This window comes from Lentzea sp. NPDC036949, assembly GCF_055608075.1.
Genome location: NZ_JBVJRA010000005.1, coordinates 1 through 16,714, shown reverse-complemented (window position 1 = coordinate 16,714; position 16,714 = coordinate 1). Strand labels below are relative to the sequence as shown.

Below are 16,714 nucleotides of genomic sequence, written 5' to 3'. Positions count from 1 at the left end.
ATGGCCCTCATCGACGTCATGGACCGGTGGAAGGCCGCCGTGGACGCGCACGAACCGCAGCGCGTGGCGGAGCTGTTCACCGAGGACGCGATCTTCCAGGGCCTCAAGCCCTACGGGGTGGGACGTGCGGCGGTCGCCGCCTACTACGACTCCCAGCCGATCGGCCTGAAAGCCGAGTACGAGGTCCTCGAAACGCGAGAACTGGCGGAGAACCTGACGCTCGGCTATCTCGCGGTCGACTTCTCGTTCGCCGACCGGCCGGCGGTCGCGGTGAACCTGAGCGTGCTGGTGCGGGGAGACCTGATCACGCACTACCAGGTCTCCCCACTGCCCTAGCGCTCCGTGCCCGGCTGTCCGGGAGCCGCCCTGCGCGGCTCCCGGCCGTACGGGCCCTTCGGCCGTTCCAGCTCCGGCGCCGGCGGGAGCGGCATCGTCACCGGGTTGCCCTCGGTGATCGTGATCCGCTCCCCGTGGTGCCTCGTCGTCAGCTCGGTGCCGTCGACGATCCGGTAGGTCGCCTCCGTCTCGGTCACCTCGACCCCGATCCTGGTGCCCCGGAACGACATCCGGAACGAGAACCGGCGCAGCGCGGCGGGCATCCGCGGCGCGAACGTCAGCTCGCCGCCGTGGTCGCGCATGCCGCCGAACCCGGCCACCAGCGCCAGCCACGCACCGGCCAGCGAGGCCATGTGCAGTCCGTTGTGGACGTTGTCGTGCAGGTCGTGCAGGTCGGTGAACGCGGCCTCGACCAGGTAGTCGAACGCCAGGTCCAGGTGCCCGACCTCGGCCGCGATCACCGCCTGCGTCCCGGCCGACAGCGATGAGTCCCGCACGGTCCGCGCCTCGTAGTAGGCGAAGTTGCGGGCCTTCTCCTCCGCGGTGAACGCGTCACCGCGCAGGTGCATCGCCAGCACGAGGTCCGCCTGCTTCACCACCTGCTTGCGGTACAGGTCGAAGTACGGGTAGTGCAGCAGCAGCGGGTACTTCTCCTGCGGCGTGCCCTCGAAGTCCCACTCGGCGTGCTTGGTGAAGTTGTCCGCCTGCGGGTGGACCTGGAGCATCTCGTCGTAGGGCAGCGCCATCTTGTCCGCGGCCCTGCGCCACTCGGCGATCTCCTCCTCGCTCGCCCCCGCCCGGTCCGGGTGCCGTTCGGCGGCGTCGGCGGCGGCACGCAGGTTCTGCTGGGCGATCAGGTTCGTGTAGACGTTGTTGTCCACGATCGCCGAGTACTCGTCCGGCCCGGTGACGCCGTCGATGCGGAACCCGTCGTGCGGGTCGTGGTGGCCGAGCGAGGTCCACAGCCGCGCGGTCTCGGTGAGGATCTCGACGGCCTCGTCCCGGTCGAAGTCCTCGTCGTTCGTCGCGTTGAGGTACTGCTGGGTGGCGTAGGCGACGTCGCCGGAGACGTGGAACGCCGCCGTGCCCGCCGGCCAGTACGCGCTGCACTCCGCACCGTTGATGGACCGCCACGGGAACGCGGCACCTCCGAGCCCCAGCACCTTCGCGCGGTCGCGGGCCTTGTCCAGCGTGGAGTGCCGCCACCGCAGGGCGTCGCGGGCCGCGTCCGGGACGGTGTAGGTGAGCACCGGCAGCACGAACGTCTCGGTGTCCCAGAACGCGTGCCCGTCGTAGCCGGGACCGGTCAGCCCCTTGCCCGGGATCGCGCGGGTCTCCCCGCGGGCACCGGCCTGCAGGATGTGGAACAGCGAGAACCGGATCGCCTGCTGCAGCTCGTCGTCACCGTCGAGCTCGATGTCGGCGACCTCCCAGAAGTCGTCCAGGAACGCCCTCTGCTCGGCCAGCAGCCCGGTCCAGCCGGTCTGCAGCGCACCGGCGAGCGCGGCCTCGACCTGCGCCCGCAGCGAGGGCGTCGACCGCTGTGCCGACCAGCCGTAGCCGAGGTACTTGGTGAGCTTGAGGCTGCTGCCCCCGGCCACGTCGACCGCGACGGTGAACCGGGCCAGGTCGTCCTCGGCGCGGATGTCCGTGCGCGGGTCCACACCGCCCGCGTCGACCTCGTGGTCCATCGCCGCGGCCATCCGCAGCCCGGACTCCCTGGTGTGGTGGCAGAGCACCGCCCTGGCCTTCTCGGCCGTGACGAAGTCCGCGACCAGCGGTGCGTTCAGCGCGGCCGCGACGCGGGGGTCGTTGGTGCGCTTCTCGATGGGTTCGTTGACCAGCAGGTCGGACTGGACCACGAGCTGCACGTCGTCCACCGGCTCGACCTCGTAGCGGATGGCGGCGACCGCGCGTTGCGTGAACGACACCAGCCGCTCGCTGCGCACCACCACCCTCCGGCCGGTCGGGGACTCCCACACCGTGCGGCGGCGCAGCGTGCCGGAGCGGAAGTCCAGCGTCCGCTCGTGCTCCAGCGCGGTGCCGTAGCGCATGTCCAGCGGCTCGTCCTCGACCAGCAACCGGATGATCTTGCCGTCGGTGACGTTGACGACCGTCTGGCCCGCCTCCGGGTAGCCGTAGCCGCCCTCGCCGTAGGGCAGCGGGTGCTCCTCGTAGAAGCCGTTGAGGTAGGTGCCCGGCAGACCGCGCGGCTCACCCTCGTCGAGGGTGCCGCGGAAGCCGATGTGCCCGTTGGCCAGGGCGAACGTCGACTCGGTCCGGTGCAGCTGGTCGACCGCGAGGCCCTGCCAGCGCAACTGCCACGGTTCGATCACGTAGCTCATGACAGCAGCTCGTCGAGCTCGTCGACCACCTGGTCGGCACCGTGTTCGCGCAGGGCGTCGCGCTGGTTGCCGCGGTCGACGCCGACGACGAACCCGAACCCGCCCTTGCGCCCGGCCGCGACACCGGCGAGCGCGTCCTCGAAGACGGCGGCGTGCTCCGGTGCCGTCTTCAACCTCTTCGCGCCCTCGACGAAGGAGTCGGGTTCCGGTTTGCCGCGCAGGTTGTCCGCCGCGATGACGTTTCCGTCCACCAGCGCGTCGACGTAGTCCAGCAGGTTGCCCGAGCGCAGCACGCGCATGGCGTTCGCCGAGGACGTGACCACCCCGATCGGCATCCCGGCCTCGCGCGCCTTCTGCAGGTAGCGCACCGAACCGGGGTAGGGCGTGATGCCCTCCTCGTCGATGATGTGGTTCACCAGGTCGTTCTTGCGGTCACCGATGCGGCGGACCTCCTCCTCCGGCGGCGTGAGCCCGCGCGAGGCCAGGAAGCTCCTGACGCCGTCGTAGCGCGGCTTGCCGTCCACGTAGGAGAGGTAGTCCTGCTCGCTGAACGGCTGACCCATGTCCTCGAAGGTCTGCCGCCACGCCTTGCGGTGCAGGACCGCGGTGCTCGTGAGCACACCGTCGAGGTCGAACAGCAACGCCGTGATCCGGTCCGGGATGCCGAGGCTCATGTTGTGATCATGCACCCGTCTCGTCGTTCTCGCGCCGTTCCTCTTGAAGGCGTTCGTCGAGCGGCCGGGGGTGGGCCTGCTCGTACTCGGTCGTCCCGTACCGGTCGGCCCCCGCCCAGCCCTCGGGCGGGTCCATGCCCTCCTCCAGCGGGTCCTTCTGGAGGTTGTCCTCGTCGAGGGCCTCGAAGTCGTCGGTGTCGGCGGGTGCGTAGCTACCCCTGTCTTCACTCATGGCGCACCTGTACCCGCATTCGGTCTATCCGATGCTTTGGCCCACGAGCGCCCCGACCGCGTAGGTGATGCCCATGGCGATCAGGCCTCCCACGACGTTGCGCAGGACAGCGCGCTGCTTCGGCGCGTTGCTCAGGCGCGCGCTGACGTAGCCGGTCAGCGCGAGGGTGGCTATCGCGGCGATGACCGTCACAGGCACGCGCAGCGACGGTGAGGTGGTGGCGATGGCGATGAGGGGGAGCAGCGCGCCGATGGTGAAGCTCACGAAGCTGGCGATGGCGGCGGCCCACGGGTTGGTGAGGTTGTCGGGGTCGATCTTGAGCTCGACGTCGGCGTGCGCGGCCAGCGCGTCGTGCTCGGTGAGCTGCTCGGCGACCTGCCGGGCGGTCTCGGCGTCGAGGCCCTTGTCCCGGTAGATGCCCGCGAGCTCCTTCAGCTCCTCGTCGGGCGTGTCCCGCAGCTCGCGCTTCTCCTGCGCGATCAGCGCGCGTTCGGCGTCGCGCTGGCTGCTGACGCTGACGTACTCGCCGCTGGCCATCGACATCGCGCCCGCGAACAGCCCGGCGAGGCCCGCGACGAGGATCTGGGTCCTGTCCGCGGTGGCGCCCGCGACGCCCACGACCAGGCTGGCGGTGGAGACGATGCCGTCGTTCGCGCCCAGGACCCCGGCGCGCAGCCAGTTCATCCGGTTGCCGCTGACGTCGTCGTGGGGCTCGTGATGCGTCATTTCCGCAGGCTATCGTGCACTGTTCAGGCGTGCGTCGACCGGTGTTTGCCCAGGTCAACCGGTTGGACGTCGTTTTTTGTCAGACCCCGGTGGCACACTGTCGAACAGATGTTCGTCACGGTGCTTCCAGGAGGTCAGTCCAGATGCAGATCGAACCCAGCCGCTGGCCCGGCCGCGTGGTCCCCGCCACCGACGCCGACGTGGCCACCGCCGTCGAGTCGCTGTGCGTGCGCGCCTCCTGGCCCGACGCGAACCGCCACTGGGTCCGCCGCACCCTCGAACCCTGGTTCGCCGCCGGCTGGTCCGTCGACGCCGTGCTCGCCGCGATCGACACGCACCCCGACGGCACCCGCCAGGGCCGCCCCCGCTCCCGCTCGCAGGTGGCGCACGAGTTCCTGCGCGCCCGCCTGCGCTCGTGGACGGCGGACGGCACCCTGGCCCGCCCGCCGTTACCGGGCATGACGCTGGGCGAGTGGTTCCGCGTGAACCGCCGCAACGCCCTGCTCAACACCCCGCGCCGCGCCCGCGAACTGGGCACGGAAGGCGAACGCGCCCGCGCAGCCTCCCGCGCCCTGGCCCACCGCCGCGACCCCGTGGAACGCAGCCGCGAGAAGGGCCGCCGCCGCCAGGAGTCGCTGGACAGCCTCCTGGTGCCGGGCGTGCAGGCACCGAGCTTCGCCGACTCGTGGCGGCTGGTCGCCGAGCTCGTGCCGGTGCCGCGGGTCTGCTCCGCCTGCGGCCACGTGCGGCAGGAGACGGCTCGTCCCGCGACGCACCGGGTGGCTTAGGGGCCTGTTTCGGCTCTTGGGCTGCCCGGTGCGGGCGGTGGGAGCGGGCGTGGGCGTGCCGGGGTTCGGGTTGCGGGCGACGTGCTGGGACGCGGCGGCGCGTTCCGGGTACGGGTGCCGTGCTCGGACGCTGGGCGCGTGGGGAGTGTTGAGCGCGGGTGCCGTGCTGCGGGCGCTGGACGCGGGTGGCCGCGCTGTCCGCTGCGACCGGTCCGCGCTGGAGCCCGTCCACCGGACCCTGGCGGTTGATCCGCTCGATTGCCCCGCCGAGCCCGGTGATCCGCCCGTTCGCCCCGTCCGCCCTGACCCCGCCACCGATCTCGGGCCTTCTACCTGCGCGTTTTCCACATCCATCGGCATCCGATGGTTGAGGCAGGTGCTCACCGGGAACACGGGGCGCGTTCGTTGTTTCCAGACAAAGGGGCCGACATGCTCGAAGTGACGCCGGTGGCTGCGGAAGTCATCAACGAGCTGACTTCACAGTCCACCACCAACGACGACGTCGGCCTGAGGTTCGCTCTCGCCACCGAGCAGGACAGCCAGGCGGCGCTCGAGCTCTCCCTCAGCGAGCCGGTGGACGGTGACCAGGTGGTGACCGCCGACGCGGGTGCCAAGGTCATCATGGAGCCGGCCGCCGCGGAGTTCCTGGACGACAAGGTCCTCGACGTGCGGCAGGACGAGGAGGGCAATCCGGCCTTCGCGATCGCCCGCCAGGCGCCCGAGGACGGGGTCGCCTCCGTGTAGACGCCACGTGCGCGAACGGGCCGGTCCTCCGAGGAGAGGACCGGCCCGTTCGCGTGTGCGCGAGAGCTCAGGGCATGCGCAGGACCTGGCCGGGGTGGATCAGGTCGGGGTTCTCGATGCCGTTGGCGGCCGCGACGTCGGTGTAGCGGTTGCCGTCGCGGTACCAGCTCTCGGCGATCGCCCACAGCGAGTCGCCGGGCTGCACGGTGTAGGTGAGCACCTCCGGTGCCGGCGGGGCCTGTTCGGCCGGGGCCGGTGCGGCGGGGGCGGGCTCTGCGGCGGCCGGGGTGGACTGCGGCGTGTCGGTGTTCGTGCCGCTGGCCCACTTGGCGCTGCCGTCGCCGCCGACCACGACGAGGTTGCGGTCGTCCTGCAGCACGAGGCGCGAGCCGGTGTTGCCGGCGGTGTCGGTGGCCCACACCGGGTTGTTGTCACCGTTGTAGAGCACGAAGTTGCCGTCGTCCTGCAGCGCGGCGCGCACGGCGCCCCTGCCGTTGGTGCCGCTGGCCCAGACGGTGCCGTTGTTCTCCGTCAGCACCAGGTTGCCGTCGGACTGGAGGGTCAGGGAGTAGCCGTTGGCAGTGGTGAGCTGCTGGCCGGTGGTGAGCTCCTGGCCGGCTTCCAGAGTGTTCATCGACGCTCCACTTCGCACGCGAAGGCCGCCGGGTCCGGGCGGCCACCCGGACCGTAGTGCGGTGCGGCCGGGACCGCAGGGTCAGCGCGGCTCCTGCACCCGATGCGGTGATGGACGCACAACGCCCCCGTCCCGGGGCAGCGGGACGGGGGCGTTGCGGAGAACCTGGTCAGCCCTCGATGCGGCGCATCCCGGTGACCGGGCCGATCGAGTTGATGTCGGCGATCTTCACCGGCTGGCCCTCCGTCGACGCGTGCACGGCGCGCACGTTGTCGATCGCCATGGCCACGTGGGACTGGCTGGAGTAGTAGACGATGATGTCGCCCGCCTTGACCTCGCTGCGCGAGACCGGGCGACCCGCTGCCGCCTGGGCGTAGCTGGTGCGGCCGATGGACACGCCCGCGTAGGCGTAGGCCTTCTGGATCAGCGAGGAGCAGTCCCACGAGTCCGGGCCGTTGGAGCCGTAGACGTAGGGCTCACCGCGCTGGGCGAGGGCGAACTCCAGGGCCTTGCCGGCGGTGCCGGCCGGGACCAGGATGTTCGACATGTCGCCCTTGCTCTTCAGGGCGTTCTGGGTCGCGGTGTTCAGCTGGTTGTACTGAGCACGCACTTCCTCGATCTGCTTCGCGAGCGCGGCCTTCTTCTGCTCGATGTCCGCGAGCAGCTTCTTCGACGCCTCGGTGGCCTCGTTGGCCGTCCTGGTGGCGGCGTCCGCGGCCTCGACGGCGTCGGTGAGCTTCTTGAGGGCTTCCGCGTTGTCCGTGGCCAGGATGTTGATGGCCGTCATGCGGTTGAGGAAGTCCTGCTGCGAGTTGCTCACGAGCAGCGCGGAGAGCTGGTTGAAGCGGGCTCCGCCGAACGAGGCCTCTGTGAGCAGGTCGACCTGGCCGCGGAGGGTCTCCTCCGCCTGCTTGGCGACGACGAGGTCGTTCTTCGCCTTGTCCAGCTCGCCCTGCTTGGCCTTCAGGTCGTCCTGGGCCTTGAGCTGGTCCTGGTTGATCTGCGACGCCTGCTCGTTGAGCTCGTTGTACTTCTTGAGCGCGTCAGCAGCCGTCGGTTGTGCGGTGGCCGGGGCCGTGGGCAGTGCGGCGGCGACGACAGCAGCCGCCACGATCGCTCCACGCACGGTACGGCGTGAGGGTTGCGACACCACGTCGCGGGTCCTCCTTTTTCCTGGCAGCCGCCACGCTGAGAACTACTGCGCGTGAGGCGGCAACCTTGGCGTGTGCCCCGAGTGGGTTAACTGCTGGGCCGAAGGTCTCGGACAGGTTACGGAATGACCTTGTGTTCGTCTACCACCGGATCCTCACCAGTTCGGCGAACGCACGCTCTCACAGTCGTCTACGTCGGCTTATCGCGGGGTGGAGAGACGCGTCACCCGACGACGCGGCGAATCACCGAAATGGGACCGATCGAGTCGATGTCGGCGATTTTGACCGGAACGCCCTCGGTGGACGCGTGCACCGCGCGGACGCTGTCCACGGCCATCGCCACGTGCGACTGACCTGCGTAGTAGATGATGAGGTCGCCCGGCGCGATGGTCGCCCGCGTCACCGCGCGGCCCACCTTCGCCTGGTCGTAGGTGACCCGCGGGATCGAGACGTTCGCGGCCCGGTAGGCGGCCTGCACCAGCGAGGAGCAGTCCCACTGGTCGGGGCCGTTGGCGCCGAACACGTACGGCTCGCCGCGCTGCGCCAGCGCGAAGTTCAGCGCCGTGCCGGCCGCACCCGCGGGCACCGGCACCGCCGAGGTGTCGCCCTTGGCGGCCAGCGTCGCCTGCTGCGGCCTCGACAGCGACTGGTACTTGGCCCGCGCGGTCGCCACCTGCTGGTCCATCGCGGTCTTGCGGGCCGCCACGTCCGCGACGAGCTCGGTCGCCGCCTCGGCCGCCGAGGCCGCGCCGGCCCTGGCCTTCGCGGCCGCCGTCAGCGTGGCGTCGAGCCGGGCCACCGCCTCGTTGTTCTCCGCGGCGAGGACGTTGAGCGCCTGCATGCGCTCCAGGAAGTCCTGCTGGGACGTGCTGGTCAGCAGCGCGGAGATGTCGCTGAACCGCACTCCCTGGAACGACGCCTCGGTCAGCAGGTCCACCTGCCCGCGGAACTGTTCGGACGCGGCCAGCGCCTGCTTCTCGGTCTCGGTGGCGGTGCCGAGCCGCGTGTTCGCCGCCGCCAGGTCGACCTGCGCCTTGAGGTGGTCCTGGGTGAGCTCCTCGGCGTGGTGGGTCAGCTCGGTGTAGGCCTTCAGCGCGTCGGCGGCCGGTTGGGCGTGCGCGGAGGGCGTCGACACCACCGTCGCGGCCACCACCGCGGCGAGAGCGGCCGTCCTCGCGGTCCTTGCAGCACGTCGGCCGGACACGCGGCCTCCTCAGGAGTCGGGAACAACTTCTGAGGAGGCGTACGGCCGGTGGGCCGACCGGGTTCAGCCCTGGGCGTGATCCAGCATCTCGGCGACGACCGCGCCGTTGCCGCAGTGGTTCAGCACCTCTCCGACCGAGCTGCCGAACACGGGTGCGGTCAGGACGTCCGTCGCGCACACGGCCACGGCGCTGTGGTTCCAGGGGTTCTCGGGCACCTGCACGTCCGGGCCGAACATCGAACCGGGGTCGGCCAGTGCGGGGGACGCGGCGGCGAGTGCGGCACCGGCGGCCGCGAGAACAGAGGTTGCGATACGTGAGTATTTGGACACGACGCGCAACCTAGAGGTGCTCGCCCTCCGATCCGGCACCACGCGCCGGGTTCGGCGCCAACACCACCCGATCAGGCACCCCTGCGCGGGTTCCATGGGCGCTTGATAGGTTAGGCAAGCCTAAACTCAGGAGGTGGACAGGTGCGCAGGACAGTCGCCGCGGTGCTCTTGCTCGGACTGGTGGCCGGGTGTGGTGGGACCACCCCCGCGGAGCAGCAGCAGGGCCAGTGGTCGTTCAAGGACGACCGGGGCAAGGAGGTCACCGCCGAGAAGCGGCCGGAGCGCGTGGTCGCACAGGTGTCCGCCGCGGGCGCGCTGAAGGACTACGGTGTCAACGTGGTCGGCACGTTCGGCCCGCTCAAGCGCGCGGACGGCACCACCGACCCCGAGGCGGGCAGCATCGACCCGAGCCAGGTCACCGACATCACCGGCCCCGGCTACGGCGAGATCGACATCGAGAAGTTCGCCGCGCTGAACGCCGACCTCGTCGTCGCCGGCTACTACCCCGAGGTCAGCGGGCTCTGGCACCTCACGGCCGAGTTCGAGGAGAAGGTCGCGAAGATCGCCCCGACCGTCGGCATCGGCCAGTCGAAGATCCAGCTGCCGGACGGCATCAAGCGCTTCCGCGACCTGGCCCAGTCCCTCGGCGCCGACGTCGACTCGGCCAAGGTGAAGGCCGACGAGCAGGCGTTCACCAAGGCCGCCGAGCGGTTGAAGGCCATCGGCGCCAAGATGACGGCCGCGAACCAGAAGATCCAGGTGGTCGGCGCCGACCCGAAGCTCTTCTACGTCGCGGTGCCGGCCCGCAACCCCGATCTCGACTGGTACGCGAAGGAGCTCGGCCTGCCGCTGCTCACGCCGGCCACGCCCGACGCCGAGGGCGGCGGCTACTTCCAGTCGCTGTCGTGGGAGAACGTCGGCACGTACAAGGAACACGTGATCATGTGGGACACCCGCCAGCACGTGCTCGACCCGGAGAAGATGAAGGAGGGCCACCCGGTCTTCCAGGCACTGCCCGCCGTGCAGGCCGGCCGGTTCGTGGAGTGGAACGCGGTCGCCCCGCTGAGCTACACCTCCTACGCCGGGATCATGAACAAATTGGCTGACCAGTTGGACGCGGCCTTGGCACGATGACCATGTGCTGACGCTTTTGAAGGACAACGGCCCGTTGCGCGTGCTCACCACCGCACGGGTCGTTTCCGTTGTCGGGGACGCGCTGAGCCTGGTCACGCTGATGCTGCACGTCCAGTCGGCGCTGGGGCAGGCGCTGGCGGTCGCCGCCCTGCTGCTCGTCGGGGACTTCGCGCCGTCGTTGCTCAGCCCGTTCACCGGCCTCGTGAGCGACCGCTTCGACCGGCGCACGGTCATGGTCGGCTGCGAGGCCGCGCAGTGCGTGCTGCTGGCGGTCATCGCGTTCACCCTGCCGCCGTTGCCGGTCCTGCTCGCGCTCGTCGGGCTGCGGGCGCTGCTGGGGCAGGTCTTCCTGCCGGCGTCGCGGGCGGCGGTGCCGAGCCTGGTCGCGGAGGAGGACCTCGGGCCCGCGAACACCGCGCTGGGCTTCGGCACCAACAGCGCGGACGTGCTCGGGCCGCTGCTCGCCGCCGTGCTGCTGACGTTCCTCGACACCCGCGGTGTGCTGCTCGTGGACGCCGCCTCCTTCGCACTGGCCGCGGTGTTGCTGCTGCGGCTGCCGCGGCTGGTGGTGCCGGCGGAACCGGGGGAGACGGTCCTCGGCGACGCCCGTGCCGGGCTGCGCGAGATCTGGCACAACCGCACGGTGCGGATCGTGTTCCTGGGCTTCTGCGGAGTCGTGGCGTGCACCGCGATCGACGACGTGGCGGTCATCCAGCTCACCAAGGACGTCTTCGGGAGCTCCGACAGCGCGGCGAGCGTGGTGCTGGCCGCGGTCGGCGCCGGCTTGCTCGCCGGGTACGCGTTGCTCGCCAAGGGGTCCGCGCGGCTGGGCATGGTCGCGCTGCTCGTCACCGGGTTCGTGCTGAGCAGCGCGGGCAACCTGCTCACCGGTCTGGCGTGGGGCGTCGCGTCGGCGTTCGCGCTGCAGGCGGTGCGCGGGCTGGGCATCGCGGGCATGGACGTCGCGCACAGCACGCTGCTGCAACGGCTGGTGCCCGCCGACCGGACGGGCCGGGTGTTCGGCAACTTCTACGGCGGGATCGGCGTCGCCGCGGCGCTGTCGTACGTCGGCGGCGGCCTGCTGCTCGACGCGGCCGGACCCCGGCTGACGTTCGTCGTGGCCGGTGGCGCGGGCGTGCTCGTGGCGGTCTGGGTCGCGATCGCCCTGCGCCGGCACGGCTCGGTAGCCTCGTGATCATGGACCTCCTCGATCACGGCCTGCTCGACGTCGGCGACGGCAACCGGCTCTACTGGGAGGTCGTCGGCGAGCCGGACGCCAAACCCGCCGTGTACCTGCACGGCGGACCGGGGTCGGGCTGCTCGGTCGGCGCGCGCAAGGTGTTGAGCGCGGGCAACTACAAGACGGTCCTGTTCGACCAGCGCGGTTGCGGCCGCAGCACGCCGAACGCGAGCGATCCGGCGACGGACCTGAGCGTCAACACCACCGACCACCTGATCGCCGACGTCGAACGGCTGCGCGAGCACCTCGGCATCGAGAAGTGGCTGGTGTTCGGCGGTTCCTGGGGTGTGACGCTGGCCGTCGCCTACGCGCAGCGCCACCCGGACCGGGTCAGCGAGCTGATCCTCGTGGCGGTCAGCCTGTCCTCGCAGCGCGAGCTGGACTGGCTGTACCGGGGCGCGTCCCGGTTCTTCCCGGAGGCGTGGGCCCGCTTCAGCGCGCACGCGGGCGATCCGCCGGACGTCGTGCGCGCCTACGCGGACCTGATGGAGCACCCCGACCGCGCGGTGCGGGAACGGGCGGCGATCGAGTGGTCGCGGTGGGAGGACACCGTGTTGTCGCTGGAGAACTTCGGCAAGCAGGGCAGCTGGACCGGCCGCCCCTCCGACGAGATGCTCGCGCTGGTGCGGATCTGCGCGCACTACTACGCGAACCACGGCTTCGTCGGCGACCTGGTGGGCGACGCGCACCGGCTCGCCGGCATCCCCGGTGAGATCATCCACGGCCGCCGCGACCTGAGCTGCCCACCCGACACGGCCTGGCGGTTGGCGGAGGCGTGGCCGGATGCGACGCTGACCGTCGTGGACGACAGCGGCCACAAGGGCAGTCCCGCGTTCGTCGCCGCCATCGAGGCCGCAGCGAGGAGGTTCTCCCCATGACGCAACGGAAACCGCACGGCATGGACTTCGAGTCGTGGATCGACCGCCAGATCCGCGAGGCCCAGGAGCGCGGCGAGTTCGACGGCCTGCCCAGCGCCGGCAAACCGCTGCCCGGCGCGGGAGAACCGCTCGACGAGGACTGGTGGATCAAGCGGAAGGTGCGCGAGGAGGAGGGGACAGCGGGCCTGCCGCCTTCCCTCGTGCTGCGCAAGGAAGCCGAGAGCGCGAAGGAACGCGCGCTCACGGCTCCCACCGACGAGGACGCGCGCGCGATCATCGAAGCGATCAACGCGCGCATCCTCGACGCACTGCGCAAACCGTTGTCCGGTCCGCCTTTGAACCTGATGCCGTTCAACGTCGAAAAGCTGGTACGTGAGCGGAAGGGGACCTCACGTACCGACTAGCTCAGCTCGCGTTGATGTCGATGCAGGAGTAGAACGCCATCGCGGTGTCACCGATGTTCCACACCGCGAGGACCTTGTGCCGGCCCGCCGACCCCACGTTCACCGTGTGCTGCACGCTCGCCGGCGGCTGCTGGTTGTTGCCGCTGAACGTGGCCACCTTGCGACCGTCCACGAAGTAGTCGTAGTCCCGCGTGCGGTGCCGCGCGGTGAACGTCCAGTTGAACGTCACCGAACGACCGGTCTGGTGCACCTTCCAGCCCTTGCTGTCGTTGCTCAGCTCGGCGAACTGCGGCAGGTTGGCGTGGCAGCTCTGCAGCCCCTTCGGGCCCTCGACCGACTGCGGCTCGTACTTGATGTTGCCGCAGGAGACCACGCCACTGGCGCACTGGGCCTGACGGCTGGCGGGCGAGGACACGTACCCGTGCGCGAACGCCGTGCCGGTGGGGAGAGCCACGACGAGCAACGGTGCAGCGACCACACCGGCCACAGCGGCCGCGACCCTGCGTCGAATTTTCATGTGACTTCCTTTGCCTTGATGTTGCGGGTTGTGCGTTACATCGCGGCGGCGGTGAAGGTCTAGACCATACCGCGAGTGACGAAGGAGCCACAAGGTGTGCCTGCGGATCGGCTGGCGATGACATTGCCGCCGTCTGCGGGCGGATGCTGGTCGCGAGCAGGTGGTGCTGGCCGGGTATCTGATGACCGCCGCAGGCTTAGCGGTCCTGGACAGGGCTGTGGGGTCTGGTCGACCAGTGCGAGCTGCGAGCACGCACGAGGCCATCGGGCATGCTGACGCGCGGCTGGCCGAGGTGCTGCGGAAGCTGATCACGGCGGAGACGGACGCTCGACGGGTGCCCGGTCACGGCTGATCCGGCGGGTTACGATGCCTGGCATCACTGGGTTCGCTGCGCCGGTCGGCTTATCCTGCACCACGCCTGACACGTTCAGCGCTTCCCTGATCTTCACCATTCGGCGGGCAACCTTGTCGGTGATCGCGGTTGCGCCGATTGGCTGAACTTCCCTTTATCTCAGAGGGTGCTGGCCGCTCTTGTCGGGAGAAAATGGGACGCTGGTAGGTCCGACCGCAGAAGGGATTCCCGACTGATGACCTACCAGCCTAGCCGTGAATTGAACCTGACCTATGACCCGCAGCGAGGATGGTTCAATTTCGTGCTCTACAGTGAGACACCGAAGATGTGGGGATCTGCGCTCAACGCCACCCAGCGACTGCGCAAGTCCAGCCGGTACACGCAGGAATGGATTGGCCGGTTGCAAGACACCGAGCCGACCCCGCTTCACATGGCCCTGGTCTCCAATAATGAGGCCCCGCGACTGTGGGCTCCCTGCGTCTTCGACGACCCCGAGTCGCCGTCGGCAATCGCCGGCGACGGCTGTCTGTGTCTGACGACCCTCTACGATCCGCTCACCTGGATGCCCGTCGTGAAGGAGCACTACCGCACGGTCAGCGGGAACATCGAGAACTGGACCTACTGGACTTTCTCCCCATTGTCGCTGCCCGAGGGACAGGTGCTGGAGCGTTTGATCATCGATCGGGACGCTGGCGTCATGTGGCTGCGCAACGACCGCGGCGAGCTGCACTTCCTACCCGAGAAGACCGGCGACGGCTATAACGTCGGATACGGCGGCGGTGGACCCGGGAAGTTCGCCGAGATGATCGAGAAGATCGTGGCCTCCGGCGGTCACGACGTCACCCCGGACACGAGTCAGGTGACGGCGAACCGTCATCTGTACGACTGGACGTCCTCGCCCGTGTCGGACCGGACGCGGGAGTTGTCCCTGGCGCAGCTGCGGACCCTGCGGACGACGGGGACCGCCCCAGCCTGATTGCGCTTCTCGGCGACGATCTCCGAAGGGACGCCGTCGGAATGCGGCAATGCAGCCCAAAGCTATACCTCGGCCACCGGCCTTGGCCTCTTGTAGCTGGTCGGTCTATGCAGCGGGAAGCGCGGCCGCAGCGGCGGCGACCTTGGCTGCGACGTTGCTCAGCGTTGACTCCTTGGTACTGAGTCCAGCGTGCGAAGCCAGCATCGGGCTGACGTTGTTGAGGTCGTCGAAGCTCACTTCGTGTAGTACAGGGATGACGCGACGAGTGGAGAGCAGTACGGCCAGCTCCTTCTCGGCCACGCCCTCGGACTCGATGCTCCTGAGCAGCGCAGGCGTGACTAGCACGATCCCGACGCGGGAGTTTCGTAGCCCCTTATCAATCTCGCGGATCATGAGCGAACCGAGTAGGAGGTCTTCTTCGCTGAACCACACTGAGGCGCCATTCGACTTCAGGTGGCCATACAGCTCTTTTGCGCTACCTTCTCGGTCGTCCCAGGCGTGGCAGAGGAAGAGGTCGCGGCGTTCCGGGTGTGCCTGAGCCTGCTCACCAGCCTTCTGGGTGAAGGGCTCGACGGTGCGCCATTCGGTAGGGGTGTACGACACCGTCGTGCCCGTCCTGGTGTGGCGCGAGCCTCCACCGCCTGACAAGCTTCGGTAACCCTCGCCGCTACCACTGGACGACCCTCCGCTGTAAGAAGTCCGTGGCGGGTTGTAGGAAGAGTAGGAGTGATACGAACTTCTCCCACGACATGCCGGGCATCGCGCAGCTGCCGCTGACGAGCGGTGGCCTTCGACTGGTGCTGTGCATTGCGCCATACGCGCATGGTAGATGCAACTTCCGGCATTATGAGTCGCTTGCTGCCTGACGCTTTCCGTGTCGGGACTCGACGGCGCCATTGGGAGCCAGCGGACGGCTACCGGCATCCTCGCCACCGGCTCGATGACGTTGCCGCCGCGCTGCGTGCGGCGTGCTCCGCTCCAGCCGGCTGTTGGACGGAGCCGATGAGGTCGGCGATCTAATCGCGGTGCTGCCGGTGCTGTTCCACCTGCTGTGGCGGCGTGAGTTGAACACCAACCTGGACCTGCCCAGACATCCAGAGGTCGTGGTCAGAGGTGAGGCGGCGGGCTCGTGACGTCGGCAGGAGCGGTTCTGAGGGTCGGTGACCGGGTCGCCTTCGACGGCGATGAGTACCTGGTGGTGGGCCCGGCGGTCACCCGGCGGCAGACAGCGAACCGGCCGCCCGGAGCGTTCAGCGCAACGGCGCTGGCACGTCCCGGCGAGCAGCTCCAGATCAACTCCACGCCGATTAACGTGGTCGTACACGCCGGGGACGGTATCCCGGGCCGGGGGATCTGGCGATCGCCGTCGACGTCGCCTCTCGCACCTTGAACGCGCCGAGCAACTCTTCAGTCGAGGCCTTCGAGGTGGCGTTCGGGGAGTGAGCACGTCGTGAACTCAGCGGGCTTCCGACCTGGAGAGACCGTTCCCGGCTGCTGGTGCTTGTTGGTAGAATGATCGGGTTCGTCGCTTGAGGCGAGGGTTTCCTCGGGCTGGGTTCCTTCCATGCGTACCTGATCGCGATAGCGATCATCCTGCTTTTCACTCACATCGCCTCCTACATCAGTCTCAAGTGGGCAGACAGTGAGCGTCGAGGAGGTGGTCACATGACGCTTTTTATGAGCGTTGCACTCCTGACTGCGTCGGGAGTCGGATCGAACTGGGTAGCGTCAGCGCTGCCATCCTGGCCTGAAGCGACGAACACTGGGCTTGTCTGTCGACTGCCGCCGCATGACCCTTCCTGGCATCCAGATCTTGCTCCTAGCCCTCGCGCTCGCCGTGACCCTCTAAGAGGTCCTAACAGAATGATCAACGTGGTGGCGTGCAGCATGTCGGATGTGGATCATGTTTGACCGTGAGGAGGGGTCAGTCGCCGCCGTGGATCGTCTCGGACGATCTGTGGGAGCGGATCGAGCCGTTACTGCCGGTGGTGCCGCGCAGGCCGCGTAATCCTGGTCGTAAGAGGGTGCCGGACCGGCAGGTGCTGTGCG

19 protein-coding genes are annotated in these 16,714 nt (G+C 69.2%); 8 read left to right on the top strand and 11 right to left on the bottom strand.

The window, feature by feature from the left end; all coding sequences use genetic code 11:
- Positions 1 to 336, top strand: a complete 336-nt coding sequence (locus ACZ7CD_RS15555; RefSeq protein ID WP_470368536.1) for a nuclear transport factor 2 family protein — start codon at positions 1 to 3, stop codon at positions 334 to 336.
- Here the strand turns inward: ACZ7CD_RS15555 and ACZ7CD_RS15550 are convergent.
- The 4 genes from ACZ7CD_RS15550 to ACZ7CD_RS15535 are packed head-to-tail and all read right to left on the bottom strand — an operon-like array spanning position 333 to position 4,313.
- Positions 333 to 2,681, bottom strand: a complete 2,349-nt coding sequence (locus ACZ7CD_RS15550; protein ID WP_470368535.1) for a glycoside hydrolase family 65 protein — start codon at positions 2,679 to 2,681, stop codon at positions 333 to 335. The genes ACZ7CD_RS15555 and ACZ7CD_RS15550 overlap by 4 nt on opposite strands.
- Positions 2,678 to 3,355 (bottom strand): HAD family hydrolase, encoded by a 678-nt coding sequence (locus tag ACZ7CD_RS15545; protein ID WP_360387428.1) that lies wholly within the window; start codon positions 3,353 to 3,355, stop codon positions 2,678 to 2,680. The genes ACZ7CD_RS15550 and ACZ7CD_RS15545 overlap by 4 nt, the downstream gene beginning before the upstream one ends.
- 7 nt (positions 3,356 to 3,362) lie before the next feature.
- A complete protein-coding gene (locus ACZ7CD_RS15540) occupies positions 3,363 to 3,587 on the bottom strand; it encodes a hypothetical protein (protein ID WP_360387430.1) in 225 nt (74 codons plus the stop codon).
- Positions 3,588 to 3,611: 24 nt separating this feature from the next.
- Positions 3,612 to 4,313, bottom strand: coding sequence for a VIT1/CCC1 transporter family protein (locus tag ACZ7CD_RS15535; protein WP_360387433.1), 702 nt, complete (start codon positions 4,311 to 4,313; stop codon positions 3,612 to 3,614).
- Positions 4,314 to 4,456: 143 nt separating this feature from the next.
- Between ACZ7CD_RS15535 and ACZ7CD_RS15530 the strand changes: the two genes are divergently transcribed.
- Together ACZ7CD_RS15530 and ACZ7CD_RS15525 are read left to right on the top strand one after the other, a co-directional pair.
- Positions 4,457 to 5,101 carry a hypothetical protein gene (locus ACZ7CD_RS15530; RefSeq protein ID WP_360387436.1) on the top strand — a complete coding sequence of 215 codons (645 nt, stop codon included), beginning with the start codon at positions 4,457 to 4,459 and terminating at the stop codon, positions 5,099 to 5,101.
- Positions 5,102 to 5,548: 447 nt separating this feature from the next.
- A complete protein-coding gene (locus ACZ7CD_RS15525; RefSeq protein ID WP_470373367.1) occupies positions 5,549 to 5,845 on the top strand; it encodes an iron-sulfur cluster biosynthesis protein in 297 nt (98 codons plus the stop codon).
- 67 nt (positions 5,846 to 5,912) lie between these two features.
- On the opposite strand, the gene ACZ7CD_RS15520 is transcribed toward ACZ7CD_RS15525, so the two are convergent.
- From ACZ7CD_RS15520 to ACZ7CD_RS15505, 4 genes are all read right to left on the bottom strand, one after another.
- On the bottom strand, positions 5,913 to 6,479 hold the full coding sequence (locus ACZ7CD_RS15520; protein ID WP_360387442.1) for a LysM peptidoglycan-binding domain-containing protein: 567 nt from the start codon (positions 6,477 to 6,479) through the stop codon (positions 5,913 to 5,915).
- 169 nt (positions 6,480 to 6,648) lie between these two features.
- A complete protein-coding gene (locus tag ACZ7CD_RS15515) occupies positions 6,649 to 7,590 on the bottom strand; it encodes a C40 family peptidase (RefSeq protein ID WP_458433254.1) in 942 nt (313 codons plus the stop codon).
- Between the two features lie 263 nt (positions 7,591 to 7,853).
- Positions 7,854 to 8,834, bottom strand: coding sequence for a C40 family peptidase (locus ACZ7CD_RS15510; protein ID WP_470379125.1), 981 nt, complete (start codon positions 8,832 to 8,834; stop codon positions 7,854 to 7,856).
- A gap of 63 nt (positions 8,835 to 8,897) precedes the next feature.
- Positions 8,898 to 9,164 (bottom strand): hypothetical protein, encoded by a 267-nt coding sequence (locus ACZ7CD_RS15505; RefSeq protein WP_458433252.1) that lies wholly within the window; start codon positions 9,162 to 9,164, stop codon positions 8,898 to 8,900.
- A gap of 141 nt (positions 9,165 to 9,305) precedes the next feature.
- On the opposite strand from ACZ7CD_RS15505, the gene ACZ7CD_RS15500 reads away from it, so the two are divergent.
- The 4 genes from ACZ7CD_RS15500 to ACZ7CD_RS15485 are packed head-to-tail and all read left to right on the top strand — an operon-like array spanning position 9,306 to position 12,820.
- Positions 9,306 to 10,298: an ABC transporter substrate-binding protein gene (locus ACZ7CD_RS15500; protein WP_360387450.1), complete on the top strand. Its 993-nt coding sequence runs from the start codon at positions 9,306 to 9,308 to the stop codon at positions 10,296 to 10,298.
- Between the two features lie 4 nt (positions 10,299 to 10,302).
- Complete coding sequence (locus ACZ7CD_RS15495; protein ID WP_470379124.1) at positions 10,303 to 11,493, top strand: MFS transporter; 1,191 nt, start codon at positions 10,303 to 10,305, stop codon at positions 11,491 to 11,493.
- A gap of 2 nt (positions 11,494 to 11,495) precedes the next feature.
- A complete protein-coding gene (gene pip, locus ACZ7CD_RS15490) occupies positions 11,496 to 12,416 on the top strand; it encodes a prolyl aminopeptidase (RefSeq protein ID WP_470379123.1) in 921 nt (306 codons plus the stop codon).
- Positions 12,413 to 12,820 carry a DnaJ family domain-containing protein gene (locus ACZ7CD_RS15485; protein ID WP_458433249.1) on the top strand — a complete coding sequence of 136 codons (408 nt, stop codon included), beginning with the start codon at positions 12,413 to 12,415 and terminating at the stop codon, positions 12,818 to 12,820. The genes pip and ACZ7CD_RS15485 overlap by 4 nt, the downstream gene beginning before the upstream one ends.
- A 1-nt stretch (position 12,821) precedes the next feature.
- Here ACZ7CD_RS15485 and ACZ7CD_RS15480 read toward each other — a convergent pair whose 3' ends face one another.
- Entirely contained in the window at positions 12,822 to 13,337 is a 516-nt protein-coding gene (locus tag ACZ7CD_RS15480; protein WP_360387458.1) for a lytic polysaccharide monooxygenase auxiliary activity family 9 protein, read from the bottom strand.
- 587 nt (positions 13,338 to 13,924) lie between these two features.
- On the opposite strand from ACZ7CD_RS15480, the gene ACZ7CD_RS15475 reads away from it, so the two are divergent.
- Positions 13,925 to 14,665: a hypothetical protein gene (locus ACZ7CD_RS15475; protein WP_458433248.1), complete on the top strand. Its 741-nt coding sequence runs from the start codon at positions 13,925 to 13,927 to the stop codon at positions 14,663 to 14,665.
- A gap of 105 nt (positions 14,666 to 14,770) precedes the next feature.
- Here the strand turns inward: ACZ7CD_RS15475 and ACZ7CD_RS15470 are convergent, their stop codons facing one another.
- Positions 14,771 to 15,481: a toll/interleukin-1 receptor domain-containing protein gene (locus tag ACZ7CD_RS15470; RefSeq protein WP_470379122.1), complete on the bottom strand. Its 711-nt coding sequence runs from the start codon at positions 15,479 to 15,481 to the stop codon at positions 14,771 to 14,773.
- A gap of 591 nt (positions 15,482 to 16,072) precedes the next feature.
- A complete protein-coding gene (locus ACZ7CD_RS15465) occupies positions 16,073 to 16,273 on the bottom strand; it encodes a hypothetical protein (RefSeq protein WP_458433245.1) in 201 nt (66 codons plus the stop codon).
- Positions 16,274 to 16,714 lie beyond the last annotated feature (441 nt).